The organism is Pseudomonas sp. B19(2017) (assembly GCF_002113165.1).
GTDB lineage: Bacteria > Pseudomonadota > Gammaproteobacteria > Pseudomonadales > Pseudomonadaceae > Aquipseudomonas.
Map to the genome: position 1 here is coordinate 295,348 of NZ_NEJR01000005.1, position 14,031 is coordinate 309,378.

At 60.7% G+C, this 14,031-nt stretch carries 10 protein-coding genes and 4 tRNA genes; 2 read left to right on the forward strand and 12 right to left on the reverse strand.

From position 1 onward, the window contains the following. Positions 1 to 10 precede the first annotated feature (10 nt). On the forward strand, positions 11 to 1,051 hold the full coding sequence (locus tag CAF70_RS10560) for a patatin-like phospholipase family protein (protein WP_085624759.1): 1,041 nt from the start codon (positions 11 to 13) through the stop codon (positions 1,049 to 1,051). A 150-nt stretch (positions 1,052 to 1,201) separates the two neighbouring features. On the opposite strand, the gene CAF70_RS10565 is transcribed toward CAF70_RS10560, so the two are convergent. The 11 genes from CAF70_RS10565 to CAF70_RS10615 form a co-directional block, all read right to left on the reverse strand. Continuing rightward, complete coding sequence (locus CAF70_RS10565) at positions 1,202 to 3,073, reverse strand: SurA N-terminal domain-containing protein (protein ID WP_085624714.1); 1,872 nt, start codon at positions 3,071 to 3,073, stop codon at positions 1,202 to 1,204. Between the two features lie 183 nt (positions 3,074 to 3,256). Next, entirely contained in the window at positions 3,257 to 3,529 is a 273-nt protein-coding gene (gene hupB / locus CAF70_RS10570) for a nucleoid-associated protein HU-beta (protein WP_003250246.1), read from the reverse strand. Positions 3,530 to 3,681: 152 nt separating this feature from the next. Beyond that, on the reverse strand, positions 3,682 to 6,078 hold the full coding sequence (lon, locus tag CAF70_RS10575) for an endopeptidase La (protein WP_085624716.1): 2,397 nt from the start codon (positions 6,076 to 6,078) through the stop codon (positions 3,682 to 3,684). 163 nt (positions 6,079 to 6,241) lie between these two features. Next, a complete protein-coding gene (gene clpX, locus CAF70_RS10580) occupies positions 6,242 to 7,525 on the reverse strand; it encodes an ATP-dependent Clp protease ATP-binding subunit ClpX (RefSeq protein ID WP_025338419.1) in 1,284 nt (427 codons plus the stop codon). A 108-nt stretch (positions 7,526 to 7,633) separates the two neighbouring features. Beyond that, a complete protein-coding gene (gene clpP, locus CAF70_RS10585) occupies positions 7,634 to 8,275 on the reverse strand; it encodes an ATP-dependent Clp endopeptidase proteolytic subunit ClpP (RefSeq protein WP_003259400.1) in 642 nt (213 codons plus the stop codon). A 91-nt stretch (positions 8,276 to 8,366) separates the two neighbouring features. After that, complete coding sequence (gene tig, locus CAF70_RS10590) at positions 8,367 to 9,680, reverse strand: trigger factor (RefSeq protein WP_085624718.1); 1,314 nt, start codon at positions 9,678 to 9,680, stop codon at positions 8,367 to 8,369. A 247-nt stretch (positions 9,681 to 9,927) separates the two neighbouring features. Further along, positions 9,928 to 10,227 carry a DUF6388 family protein gene (locus tag CAF70_RS10595; RefSeq protein WP_085624720.1) on the reverse strand — a complete coding sequence of 100 codons (300 nt, stop codon included), beginning with the start codon at positions 10,225 to 10,227 and terminating at the stop codon, positions 9,928 to 9,930. A gap of 296 nt (positions 10,228 to 10,523) precedes the next feature. Further along, positions 10,524 to 10,599: transfer RNA gene (locus CAF70_RS10600), tRNA-His, on the reverse strand. 44 nt (positions 10,600 to 10,643) lie between these two features. Beyond that, positions 10,644 to 10,728, reverse strand: a tRNA-Leu gene (locus CAF70_RS10605). A gap of 52 nt (positions 10,729 to 10,780) precedes the next feature. Continuing rightward, positions 10,781 to 10,856, reverse strand: a tRNA-His gene (locus CAF70_RS10610). A gap of 41 nt (positions 10,857 to 10,897) precedes the next feature. After that, positions 10,898 to 10,974: transfer RNA gene (locus tag CAF70_RS10615), tRNA-Arg, on the reverse strand. A 271-nt stretch (positions 10,975 to 11,245) separates the two neighbouring features. Here CAF70_RS10615 and folD point away from each other — a divergent pair. Further along, positions 11,246 to 12,100, forward strand: coding sequence for a bifunctional methylenetetrahydrofolate dehydrogenase/methenyltetrahydrofolate cyclohydrolase FolD (folD, locus tag CAF70_RS10620; RefSeq protein WP_013971879.1), 855 nt, complete (start codon positions 11,246 to 11,248; stop codon positions 12,098 to 12,100). Positions 12,101 to 12,272: 172 nt separating this feature from the next. Here folD and CAF70_RS10625 read toward each other — a convergent pair whose 3' ends face one another. Beyond that, positions 12,273 to 14,012 carry an ABC transporter substrate-binding protein gene (locus tag CAF70_RS10625; protein WP_085624722.1) on the reverse strand — a complete coding sequence of 580 codons (1,740 nt, stop codon included), beginning with the start codon at positions 14,010 to 14,012 and terminating at the stop codon, positions 12,273 to 12,275. Positions 14,013 to 14,031: the final 19 nt, after the last annotated feature.

Below are 14,031 nucleotides of genomic sequence, written 5' to 3' on the forward strand. Positions count from 1 at the left end.
GGGAATGTTCATGAGCAAACGCGTGGCACTGGTACTGGGTTCAGGTGGAGCCCGGGGGTATGCACACATCGGCGTGATCGAGGAAATCGAGCGCCGCGGCTACGACATCGCCTGCATCGCCGGCTGTTCCATGGGCGCGGTGATCGGTGGCATCTATGCCGCCGGCAAGCTGGAAGACTACCGCAACTGGATCGAGAGCCTCGACTACCTGGATGTGTTGCGCCTGGTCGATGTCAGCTTTCGCCTCGGCGCAATTCGCGGCGACAAGGTGTTCGGGCAAATTCGCAAGATCGTCGGCGAGATCAACATCGAGCAATTGCGCATCCCCTACACGGCGGTTGCTGCCGACCTCACCAACCAGCAGGAAATCTGGTTCCAGGAGGGCTGCCTGCACCAGGCCATGCGCGCCTCGGCAGCCATCCCCAGCCTGTTCACCCCAGTGATGCAAGGCAACCGCATGCTGGTCGACGGCGGCATTCTCAACCCACTGCCGATCGTGCCAGTGGTGTCCAGCCACTGTGACCTGATCATCGCGGTCAACCTCAACGCCACCAACCAGAAGCAGTACCAGTTACCGGTGATCGAGCGCCCGGCGGCGTTCAAGATGCGTTTCGATGCCCTGCTCAGCTCGCTAGGCTCGCGCTTGCCGTTCCGACGCAAGCCGGCCGAGGAGTTGATCCGCATCGAGCAGGAAATCGTCGCCGAAGGGCTGGCGCAGCCGAACCCGTGGCTGGCCGATGCCGCCGACCCGGAAGGCCAGCAACCGGCGGCGGCACCGGAACGCGAAGGTGCGCCGAAGTCGGCGACCGGTTCGTTCATCATCGACAACGTGGGGCCCGCCTCACTGCTGGACCTGATCAACCAGAGCTTCGAGGTCATGCAGACCTCGTTGGCGCAATACAAGATCGCCGGCTATCCACCGGATGTACTGATCAACGTGCCCAAACGGGTGTGCCGGTTTTTCGAGTTCTACAAGGCGCCGGAGCTGATTGCCTTGGGGCGGGAAATTGCTCGGGATACGCTGGATAGCTATGAAGGGGTGAAGCGCTAGGCCTTGTGCTGCTTGTGGCGGCCTCTTCGCGGGCTCGCCCGCTCCCACAGGTTCACCGTGGGAGCGGGCAAGCCCGCGAAGAGGCCGGCACAGACAACAGAAACGAAACAGGCCGCTCAAGGCGGCCTGTTCGTTCATGCATCCATCACCTTAGTAACGGGTGATGTCCGCCTTGGCTTCCAGCTGCTTGCGGTACGCCGCGAAGTCCTGCTGGCCAGCACGCGACGCGAGGTAGCGGCGGATCTGCTGCTTCTCTTCGTCGGTGGCAGCAGCACCTTCGTTGACGCCCTTGAGCTGCAGAACCACCAGGCTACCGTCACGCAGCACCACGCTGCCATATACCGGCTTGTCCTTGGCCTGCGGCTTGCCCAGGCGGAACAGCGCCTGCAACTCGGCCGGGTCTATACCGTCCTCGCCGCGGGTAACTGCTTCATAGGCCTTCCAGCCCTGCCCTTCGTGCACACTGCCCGCTGCGATAGAACCGTCACGCAAGCCGGCAATCAGCTTGTCCGCCTTGGCCTTGAGCTCGGCAGTTGCCTTCTCCTTGGCCAGGTGTTCGCGAATGTTCTTGGCCACGGCGTCCAGCGGCAGTTGCTCCGGCTTGCGGTGCTCCTTGACGCGCAGCACCACGGTGGTTTCCGGGTCGAGCTCGATGGCGGTGCTGTTGGCACCCTCCTCCAGCACTTCTTCGGAGAATGCGGCCTGCACTACGGAACGGTTGGCAGTGATGCCTTCGCCACCCTCGCGGCCGAAGGCTGCGGAAGTCTGCACCTTCAGGTTCAGGTCCTGGGCCGGCTGGGCCAGGTCGGAAGCCTCGTAGGCGGCATCCTGCAGTTGCTTGCTGGCATCGACGTAACGCTGTTCGACCAGCGGGATCTTCAGGTCACGTGTCAGCTTGTCCTTCAGGCTGGCAAAGCTCGGCACCTCAGGTGCCTGCACACCCAGCAGCTTGATCAGGTGGTAGCCGAACTCGGTGCGCACCGGCGCCGAGACCTGGCCATCCTGCAACTTGTACAGCGCATCCTCGAACGCCGGGTCGTAAACGCCCGGGCCAGCGAAGCCAAGGTCGCCGCCGCTATTGGCCGAACCCGGGTCCTGGGAGAACTCCTTGGCCAGCGCGGCAAAGTCTTCACCCTTGGCCAGACGCTGCTCGATCTCTTCAGCGCGGGCCTTGGCCTGGGCGTCGGTGACCTTGTCGTTGACCTCGATGAGAATGTGCGCGGCATGGCGCTGCTCGGCAAGGTTGGCGATTTCCTTATCGTACTGGGCCTTGAGCTCCTCGTCGGTCACCTTGACCTGGTCGAAGAACGCCGACTTCTTCAGCTCGATGTAGTCGATCACAACCTGGTCTGGCGACATGAACTCCTTGGCATGCTGGTCGTAGTGCGCCTTGACCTCTTCATCGCTGACCTTGACCGCGGCCGGGTCGGCCTTGAAGGTCAGGGAAGCGAAGTCGCGGGTCTGCTTCTCGAGGCGAGCAAAGGCATCGACCTGCTGGTCGGTGACGAAGCTGCTGCCGGCCAGGCCGGTGCGCAGCTGGCCGATGAGCATTTCTTCGGCGAGCATGTCGCGGAACTGCATGCGGCCATAGCCCATCTGGCGAATGACCTGGTCGAAACGGTCGGCACTGAACTTGCCGTCCACCTGGAACTCCGGTGTCTGCAGGATCACCTGATCCAGTGCGGCGTCGGAGAAGGCGAATTTGGCATCTTCGGCGCCTTGCAGCAGCAGCTTGCGGCTGATCAGGCCCTTGAGTGCCTCTTCACGCAGCATTTTGTCGTCCAGCAGCGCCGGGTCGAAATCCTTGCCCAACTGTTGCATCAGCTGACGGCGCTGCATGTCGGCCGCCTGGCTCAGCTCGTTCTGGCTGATGGTCTGGCCGTTCACCTTGGCGGCGTCCTGGCTATGGGTGGCGGCCTGGAAAATGGCTTCGAAGCCGGTCAACGCCATCAACACGACGATAAGGCCGATGATGGTCTTGGCAATCCAACCTTGTGAATTGTCCCTGATATTTTGCAGCATGCGTCCCCCAGAAACGGCTGTACCACTGCGTCGACAACCGCGGAGCGTGGGTAGAAACCTGATAAAAGAAAGGCGCATCCGAGGATGCGCCTTTTCTTAGCAAACGTGTCAGGCGGGAAGGTTCACCTCCCGCCATCACCGTGCTCGGATCTGGCCAGGCCAGATCCGGCTGAAAGAGACGACTTAGTTGACGGCGTCTTTCAGGCCTTTGCCAGCCTTGAAACCTGGAACCTTGGCGGCTTCGATCTTGATTGCCTTACCGGTTTGCGGGTTGCGGCCGGTGCGCTCAGCACGCTCCTTGACCGAGAAGGTACCGAAGCCAACCAGTACCACATCGTCACCTTGCTTCAGGGCGCCGGTGACGGATTCGATGACTGCGTCCAGCGCACGGCCGGCTACAGCTTTCGGGATGTCAGCAGATGCGGCGATAGCGTCAATCAGTTCCGACTTGTTCACTCTAAGTCCCCTTATTTCTCTATTGAGTTTGTTTCTAAGTATGTAATGAAAAGCTTATGAAACGTGCGCTGGGTGGCCTGATGACAATAGCGTGCCGCTTTATAGCAAGGCCCCGAAAAAACTGTCAAGGAAAGCCCCCCAGCCAAAAACTACTAGTGCGTGCTGATTCTTTCCTTAGCATCGCCGTCGCGCTTTTCATCTTTCGCGACAATCTCCGGAGCCACATCTGGCAAGGGCTCCGGGGCGTATTGCAGCGCAATTTGCAGGACTTCGTCAATCCATTTGACCGGTTTGATCTGAAGATCCTGTTTGATATTTTCCGGAATCTCCTTCAGATCGCGAACATTCTCCTCGGGAATGATCACCGTCTTGATCCCGCCGCGGTGTGCCGCCAGCAGCTTTTCCTTCAACCCGCCAATCGCCAGCACCTGGCCACGCAGGGTGATTTCGCCGGTCATGGCCACATCGGCACGTACCGGAATCTGCGTCAGCGCCGACACCAGCGCGGTGCACATGCCGATACCGGCACTTGGGCCGTCCTTCGGCGTGGCGCCTTCAGGCATGTGGATATGCACGTCGTGCTTCTCATGGAAGTCGGCGGCAATCCCCAGACTGCGAGCGCGGCTGCGTACCACGGTCTGCGCGGCGGTGATCGACTCGACCATGACATCGCCCAGCGAGCCGGTCTTGATCAACTGGCCCTTGCCGGGGATGACCACGGCTTCGATGGTCAGCAGTTCGCCGCCCACCTGGGTCCAGGCCAGGCCGGTGACCTGGCCGATCTGGTCCTTCTGCTCGGCCAGACCGTAGCGGAACTTGCGCACGCCCAGCAGGTGCTCCAGCTGCTCGCTGGCCACCTTGACCTTGACCTGCTTCTGCCCGGTATGTTCCTTGACCACCTTGCGGCAGACCTTGGCGATTTGCCGCTCCAGGCCACGCACACCGGCTTCGCGGGTGTAGAAACGAATGATGTCGCGAATCGCCGAGACATCGACTTCCAGCTCGTCCTTCTTCAAGCCATTGGCCTTGACCTGCTTGGGCACCAGGTACTTGACCGCGATGTTGATCTTCTCGTCCTCGGTGTAACCCGGCAGGCGAATGACTTCCATCCGGTCGAGCAGCGCCGGCGGAATGTTCATCGAGTTCGAGGTGCACAGGAACATCACGTCCGAGAGGTCGTAGTCGACCTCCAGGTAGTGGTCGTTGAAGTTGTGGTTCTGCTCCGGGTCGAGTACTTCGAGCAGTGCCGAGGCCGGGTCGCCACGCATGTCGCTGCCCATCTTGTCGATTTCGTCCAGCAGGAACAGCGGGTTGCGCACCCCCACCTTGGTCATCTTCTGGATCAGACGGCCAGGCATGGAACCAATGTAGGTACGGCGGTGGCCACGGATCTCGGCCTCGTCACGCACGCCCCCCAAGGCCATGCGCACGAACTTGCGGTTGGTGGCAGCGGCGATCGACTCGGCCAGCGAGGTCTTGCCGACGCCGGGCGGGCCGACCAGGCACAGGACCGGGCCGCGGATTTTCTTGACGCGCTTTTGCACGGCGAGGTACTCGAGGATGCGCTCCTTGACCTCTTCCAGGCCATAGTGGTCGGCATCGAGGATTTCCTCGGCCTTGGCCAGGTCCAGGCGCACCTTGCTCTGAGCCTTCCACGGCACCTGCACGAGCCAGTCGAGGTAGGAGCGGACCACGGTGGCCTCGGCAGACATCGGCGACATCTGCTTGAGCTTGTTCAGTTCGGCCTGGGCCTTGGCCAGTGCGTCCTTGGGCAGGCCAGCGGCTTCGATGCGCTTTTTCAGCTCTTCGACTTCGTTGTGGCCTTCGTCGCCATCGCCGAGCTCTTTCTGAATGGCCTTCATCTGCTCATTCAGGTAGTACTCGCGCTGGCTGCGCTCCATCTGCTTCTTGACCCGACCACGAATGCGCTTTTCGACCTGCAGCAGGTCGATTTCGGCATCCAGCAATGCCAGTACGTGTTCGACACGGGTCGGCAGGTCGACGATTTCGAGAATTTCCTGTTTCTGCTCGATCTTCAGGGCCATGTGTGCGGCCATGGTGTCGACCAGGCGCCCTGGCTCTTCGATGCTGTTCAGCGACGACAGCACTTCTGCAGGGACTTTCTTGCCCAACTGCACGTACTGCTCGAACTGCGACAGCAGCGTGCGCACGAATACTTCCGACTCGCGCTCGGCGGCATCGGCTTCGTCGATCAGGGAAACTTCGGCACGGATGTGCCCTTCTACTTCGCTGAAACGCTCCACGGCGCCGCGCTGCTCACCTTCGACCAGCACCTTGACGGTGCCATCGGGCAGTTTCAGCAATTGCAGCACGGTGGCAACGGTACCGACGCGGTACAGGGCATCTTCGCCCGGGTCATCGTCGGCCGGGTTTTTCTGGGCCAGCAGGAGAATCTGCTTTTCGCCCGTCATCGCTGCCTCAAGGGCTTCGATGGACTTTTCGCGCCCCACGAACAGCGGGATAACCATGTGCGGGTAAACAACGACATCGCGCAATGGCAAAAGAGGCAAGTCGAGGGTGGTCTTCATGATTTCGCCTCTACAGCGGCCTTGTGGCCGGAAACCGGTGGAAATGATGCTTGGACCTAATGTGGGGGCACGCCTGGGAAATTACAAGCGCTAGCGCAGGAAAAGCAGAAAGGGGCCCGTAGGCCCCCTTCTTGCTTGCACCGTCAACCGGCCGTTGCCTGGATCAGGCGTCCGGCGCGGCCTTGGCTTGCGGCTCGCTGTTCTCGTAGATCATCAGCGGCTGCGAGGTGCCATCGATGACGCTCTCGTCGATCACCACCTTGCTGACATCCTTCTTCGAAGGAATCTCGTACATGGTGTCGAGCAGCACGCCTTCGAGGATCGAACGCAGGCCACGGGCGCCGGTCTTGCGCTCCAGGGCTTTGCGCGCCACGGCCTTGAGCGCATCGCTGCGGAACTCGAGGTCGACGCTTTCCATCTCGAACAGCTTGGCATACTGCTTGGTCAGGGCGTTCTTCGGCTCGGTGAGGATCTGCATCAGCGCAGCCTCGTCCAGCTCGTCGAGGGTTGCCAGTACCGGCAGGCGACCGACGAACTCCGGGATCAGGCCAAACTTGACCAGATCGTCCGGCTCGACCTCACGCAGGGACTCGCCAACCTTCTTGCCCTCTTCCTTGCTGCGGACTTCGGCGCCAAAACCGATGCCACCCTTGGTGGAACGGTTCTGGATGACCTTTTCCAGGCCGGAGAAGGCGCCACCACAGATGAACAGGATATTGCGGGTGTCGACCTGCAGGAATTCCTGTTGCGGGTGCTTGCGGCCACCTTGCGGCGGAACCGAAGCAACGGTGCCTTCGATCAGCTTCAGCAGCGCCTGCTGCACGCCCTCGCCCGAAACGTCACGGGTGATGGACGGGTTGTCCGACTTGCGCGAGATCTTGTCGATTTCGTCGATGTAGACAATGCCCATCTGGGCCTTTTCCACGTCGTAGTCGCACTTCTGCAACAGCTTCTGGATGATGTTCTCGACGTCTTCACCCACGTAACCGGCTTCGGTCAGGGTGGTGGCGTCAGCAATGGTGAACGGTACGTTCAACAGGCGTGCAAGGGTTTCGGCGAGCAGGGTCTTGCCCGAGCCGGTCGGCCCGATGAGCAGGATGTTGCTCTTTCCGAGTTCGACTTCGTCACCCTTCTTGTCACGCTGGTTCAGGCGCTTGTAGTGGTTGTACACCGCTACGGCAAGCACCTTCTTCGCGCGTTCCTGACCAATGACGTACTGGTCCAGGATACCGCTGATTTCTTTCGGCGAAGGCAATTTGTGCGCGCTGCTCTCGGCCTGGGCTTCCTGCACCTCCTCACGGATGATGTCGTTGCACAGGTCGACGCACTCGTCGCAGATAAATACCGAGGGCCCGGCAATCAGTTTGCGCACTTCGTGCTGGCTTTTGCCGCAGAAGGAGCAATAAAGCAATTTGCCGCTGTCCTCGCCGTTACGGGTGTCAGTCATTCGATCGATCCAATCCGGTAGGCTTGCAACACAAGATGAAGGCAATTGCGGGCTTTTTCAAGTCCGCAGGTAGGCGCTTTCCGCGCCCACCTGCTCTGGCACCCCGGTTCAGGAGGCCAGTTGCCGCTTGTCGTAGACCGAGTCGATCAGGCCGTACTCGGCCGCGCGCGAGGCGCTCATGAAGTTGTCACGTTCGGTATCGCGCTTGATGGTCTCGAGATCCTGGCCGGTGTGGTAAGCCAGCAGCTCGTTCAGGCGGGCCTTGATATTGAGGATTTCCTGGGCGTGGATCTCGATATCGGTGGCCTGACCCTGGAAGCCGCCCAGCGGCTGGTGGATCATCACGCGCGAGTTCGGCAGGCAGTGACGCTTGCCCTTGGCACCTGCAGCCAGCAGGAAGGCGCCCATGCTGCAGGCCTGGCCGATGCAGATGGTCGAGACGTCCGGCTTGATGAACTGCATGGTGTCATAGATCGACATGCCGGCGGTGACGGAACCGCCCGGCGAGTTGATGTACAGATGGATATCCTTGTCCGGGTTTTCCGCTTCAAGGAACAGCAGTTGCGCGACGACGAGGTTGGCCATGTAGTCCTCTACCGGGCCAACCAGGAAGATCACACGCTCCTTCAACAGGCGCGAGTAGATGTCGTAAGCGCGTTCGCCACGGGCGGACTGCTCGATAACCATCGGGACCAGGCCGCCTGCGGCCTGGATGTCAGAGCTCTGCTGAATATAAGAATTGCGGGACATGTCCTGCGCTCACTCCCAAATAGTCATGGCTTGAATACGCACAAGCCAGCTCGAAGGCTGGCTTGTGGGGGTTTCCTACGAGAGAAGCCTGTTACTCAGCGGCGGCTGGAGCCTGTGCTGGTTTAACGGCATCTTCGTACGAGACCGACTTGTCGGTCACAGTCGCTTTCTGCAGAACAGTATCTACAACTTGTTCTTCCAGCACAACCGAACGGACTTCGTTCAGTTGCTGGTCGTTCTTGTAGTACCAGGCGATGACCTGCTCAGGCTCCTGGTAAGCCGAAGCCATTTCTTCGATCATTTCGCGAACCTTGCCTTCGTCCGGCTTCAGTTCGAACTGCTTGACCACTTCGGCCACGATCAGGCCCAGGACCACACGGCGCTTGGCTTGTTCTTCGAACAGCTCGGCTGGCAGTTGCTCAGGCTTGATGTTGCCACCGAACTGCTGAACAGCCTGCACGCGCAGACGGTTGACTTCGTTTTCCAGCAGGGCTTTTGGCACTTCGATCGGGTTGGCGGCCAGCAGGCCGTCCATGACCTGGTTCTTCACCTTGGCCTTGATGGCCTGGCGCAGTTCACGCTCCATGTTCTTGCGAACTTCGGTGCGGAAGCCTTCCAGGGTCGATTCCTTGATGCCGAACTGGGCGAAGAACTCTTCGTTCAGCTCTGGCAGCACAGGCGCGGCAACGCTGTTGACGGTGATGGTGAACTCGGCAGCTTTGCCAGCCAGGTCCAGGTTCTGGTAATCCTCAGGGAAGGTCACGTTGACAACGCGCTCTTCGCCAGCCTTGGCGCCAACCAGGCCGTCTTCGAAGCCCGGGATCATGCGGCCGGAGCCCAGTACCAGCTGGGTGCCCTTGGCCGAACCACCGGCGAACACTTCACCGTCGACCTTGCCGACGAAGTCGATGTTGACCTGGTCGTCGTTCTGCGCGGCGCGCTCGACGGCCTCGAAACGGGTGTTCTGCTTGCGCAGCACTTCCAGCATGTTGTCCAGGTCGGCGTCAGCCACTTCGGCGCTCAGGCGCTCGACGCTGATCGACTCGAGGCCGGCAACGGTGAATTCCGGGAACACTTCGAAGATGGCGACGAATTCCAGGTCCTTGCCCTTTTCGAAGGACTTCGGCTCTACTGCAGGGGCGCCAGCCGGGTTCAGCTTCTGCTCGACGATGGCTTCGTAGAAGGAAGCCTGGACCAGGTCACCGAAAGCCTCTTGACGGGCATCGGCTTCGAAACGCTGACGGATCACGCTCATCGGCACTTTGCCCGGGCGGAAGCCGGCAACCTTGGCGCGCTTGGCAGTCTGTTGCAGACGCTTGTTGACTTCGTTCTCGACGCGCTCGGCCGGAACGGCGATGGTCATGCGGCGCTCGAGAGCGGAAGTGTTTTCAACAGAAACTTGCATGGATATTCCTCGTTGCACAGACGTTAGCCGGCGTTAGCCCGACTCCAGAATCAAGGGCAAGCATTCTAGTGAGTCGCGCAGCAGAAGTCACCCCACTCGGGACGACGGGAAACCACGCCGGTCGATTAACTTTCAAGGCCCGCACGCCATGGCGCAGGGCCTGCTTCAATAGGGGCCGCACGACGCCCGGGGCGACCTGCGACCGAAATACCTTGTCAAACAACTGCCACGACCGAATTCGCTTCCCTTATTCAGGGTCGATCTCGTTGAACTGGCAGTACTCCTCCCATTCCATCCCCAGCGCCTCGGCGACCTCGCGATGCGTCTCCAGGCGCATGGCCTGCAGCTGCTCGGGGGTTTCGGCGATCAGTTGCAAGGCCAACTCCCAAGGCTGGACCCCCTGCTCCTCGGCCGCACCCTCGAACGCCCACTCGATCTGCTGGGCCTGCTCGCGCGCATCCAGACCGCGGATCTCTTCCAGCAGCTGCGGGTTGGCCTCGGCAAAGCGCTGTAGCGCCAGGGCCTGACGGGCTTCTTTTGCGATCATTGGGTTGTTCCTCTGCCGGCCAGCTGGGCCGGTGTTTCAACCGGCTGAAATCTAACAGCTTTTATTGGGGTGTCACCAGAGGATTGCAAGGGGCGGGATGCGATTTGGCCGGGAGGTGGTTCGCCAGGGCATTTTCAGCGAGTTCGCCATGACATTTTCAGCGCCTCCTGTGAGATCGAGCGCCGCGCGGGCGGCGCTCGATCTCACAGGCGCCAGAACACCCAAGACATGCACGCCACAGCCAACCCAAAACAAAAAGGCGCCCAATCTCACGATCAAGGCGCCTTCGAAAAATATGGGGTGGACGATGGGAATCGAACCCACGACAACTGGAATCACAATCCAGCGCTCTACCAACTGAGCTACGCCCACCATATTGCAGTCTTGCGATGTTGCGGTACAGCCCTACAGAAGCATGGTGCGGACGAAGAGACTCGAACTCTTACAGCTTGCGCCGCTGGAACCTAAATCCAGTGTGTCTACCAATTTCACCACGTCCGCGTAACGCTTAAAACAAAGGCGCCAGATGCTATCGAGGCGCCTTTGAAGAATATGGGGTGGACGATGGGAATCGAACCCACGACAACTGGAATCACAATCCAGCGCTCTACCAACTGAGCTACGCCCACCATATCGCATTACAGCCTACTTGCTTGCCAAAGCTGCCTAATGGCGCACCCGGCAGGACTCGAACCTGCGACCATCCGCTTAGAAGGCGGATGCTCTATCCAGCTGAGCTACGGGCGCTTAAGCTTGAAGCCTAACCGAACGAGACATTAACAGGTAACTGCTAAACCACTCATTCTGCCCGACTTCGCCAACCAGTGCTAGGCTGTGCCCGACAAGTGCGGCGAATCTTATAGGCGGGCCTGATAGTCGTCAACACCTTTCTCAAAAAAATTTAAATTATTTAAGGGCTTAGGGGATTTGCCCGACCACCCGCCTTTGCCCTTGGCCCGTGTCGTGCGAGAATACGCCCTCTTTAATTGTTTCCTTCTCGATGGTTAATCACGCGTCTATGACTGCACACCTAATCGATGGCAAGGCGATCGCCGCCAGCCTGCGCCAGCAGATCGCTCAACGTGTCGTGGAGCGTCGCCAGCAAGGCCTGCGTACGCCGGGCCTGGCGGTGATCCTGGTCGGCACCGACCCCGCCTCCCAAGTCTATGTCTCGCACAAGCGCAAGGACTGCGAAGAGGTCGGCTTCATTTCGCAGGCGTTCGACCTGCCCAGCGAAACCACGCAGCAGGCCCTGACCGAGCTGATCGACCGCCTCAATGACGACCCGGCCGTCGACGGTATCCTGCTGCAGTTGCCACTGCCGGCACACCTGGACGCCTCGCTGCTGCTCGAGCGCATCCGCCCGGACAAGGACGTGGACGGCTTCCACCCGTACAACATCGGCCGCCTGGCCCAGCGCATCCCGCTGCTGCGCCCGTGCACGCCGAAGGGCATCATGACCCTGCTGGAAAGCACCGGCCAGGACCTGTACGGCATGAACGCGGTCATCGTCGGTGCGTCCAACATCGTTGGCCGCCCGATGGCCATGGAGCTGCTGCTGGCCGGCTGCACCGTGACCGTCTGCCACCGTTTCACCAAGGACCTCGCCGGCCATGTCGGCCGCGCCGACCTGGTGGTAGTAGCCGCAGGCAAGCCGGGCCTGGTCAAGGGTGAGTGGATCAAGGAAGGTGCCATCGTCATCGACGTGGGCATCAACCGCCAGGAAGACGGCAAGCTGGTCGGCGATGTGGTCTACGAGACCGCCCTGCCCCGCGCCGGCTGGATCACGCCGGTGCCGGGCGGCGTCGGGCCGATGACCCGGGCATGCCTGCTTGAAAACACGCTGTATGCGGCAGAAGAGCTGCACAAGTAATACCGCGTGATATGAAAACGGCACCTCTGGCAGGTGCCGTTTTTTTTGCCCGTAAACCATGCACTGGGTTTACCGGCCTCTTCGCGGGCTTGCCCGCTCCCACAGGTACTGCGCGCGGGGTACCCGTGGGAGCGGGCAAGCCCGCGAAGAAGCCGGCGCGGTACTCAGCCGATCACTTTCTGGCCGCCTCCCACGACTTCAGCAGTTCGTTGTAGCTGACCGTTTCGCCCTTGGGCTTTTCGTTGGCCAGTTTCGGTTTCGGCGCCCCGGGCTGGTCGAACCAGTACTGGGCGTCCTTCTCCGGGTTCAGCTTTGGTGCGCAGGTGGCCTGGGCGTTGGACCGCTGCAAGCGTTCCATCATCCGGTCCTGGTCACGGGCCAGGCCGTCCAGCGCTTCCTGCGGGGTCTTTTCGCCGCTGGCCACTTCGGCGATGTGGCTCCACCACAACTGCGCCAACCGCGGGTAATCCGGCACGTTGGTACCGGTCGGCGTCCACTGTACCCGCGCCGGGCTGCGGTAGAACTCCACCAGCCCGCCCAGCTTGGGCGCCAGCTCGGTCATGGCCTGGGAGTTGATATCCGACTCACGAATTGGCGTGAGGCCGACGATGGTCTTTTTCAGCGACACGGTCTTGGAGGTGACGAACTGGGCGTACAGCCAGGCCGCCAGGCGTTGCTTCTCGGGGGTGGACTTGAAGAAGGTCCATGAACCGGTGTCCTGGTAGCCCAGCTTCATACCCTCCTCCCAGTACGGCCCCTTCGGCGAAGGCGCCATGCGCCACTTCGGCGTGCCGTCGGCATTCACCACCGGCAAGCCGGGCTTGGTCATGTCGGCGGTAAACGCGGTGTACCAGAAGATCTGCTGGGCGATGTTGCCCTGGGCCGGCACCGGGCCAGCTTCGGAGAAGGTCATGCCCTGGGCTTCCTTGGGCGCATAGGCACGCATCCAGTCCACGTACTTCTGGGTGGCATAGACAGCAGCCGGGCCGTTGGTGTCGCCGCCTCGGGTCACGCTGGACCCCACCGGATGGCAGTCCTCGACGCGGATGCCCCATTCGTCCACAGGCAAGCCATTGGGCAAACCTTTGTCGCCGCCACCGGCCATGGAGAACCAGGCATCGGTGAAGCGCCAGCCCAGCGACGGGTCTTTCTTGCCGTAGTCCATATGGCCATAGACGCGTTTGCCGTCGATTTCCTTGACGTCTTCGGTAAAGAACTTGGCAATGTCCTCGTAGGCTGACCAGTTAACCGGTACGCCAAGCTCGTAACCGTACTTTTCCTTGAATCTGGCCTTCAGCTCGGGCCGTTCGAACCAGTCGGCGCGGAACCAGTACAGGTTGGCGAACTGCTGATCGGGTAGCTGGTAAACCTTGCCATCCGGCGCGGTGGTAAAGGAAATGCCGATGAAGTCCTTCAGGTCCAGGGTCGGCGAGGTGTAGTCCTTGCCCTCATTGGCCATCAGATCGGTGATCGATTCCACCTTGCCGTAGCGAAAGTGCGTACCGATCAGGTCGGAGTCGTTGACCCAGCCGTCATAAATGTTCTTGTCCGACTGCATCTGTGTCTGCAGCTTTTCCACCACGTCGCCTTCCTGCAGCAGGTCGTGGGTCAGCTGGATACCGGTGATCTCGCTGAAAGCCTTGGCCAGCACCTTGGACTCGTATTCATGGGTGGTGATGGTTTCCGATACCACGTTGATCTTCATGCCACGAAACGGCTCGGCAGCCTTGATGAACCACTTCAACTCGGCCAGCTGCTGCTCAGGGGTAAGGGTCGAAGGCTTGAACTCGCTATCGAGCCACTTCTTTGCCGCGTCTTCGTACTGGTCGGCCCAGGCTGTGCCCTGCACGCTGGCCAGTACCAGCAACGCGGCCAGGGTCAAATGTCGCCTGTTGTACTTGTTGTCGAACATTGTGATCTCCCGTTTCAGT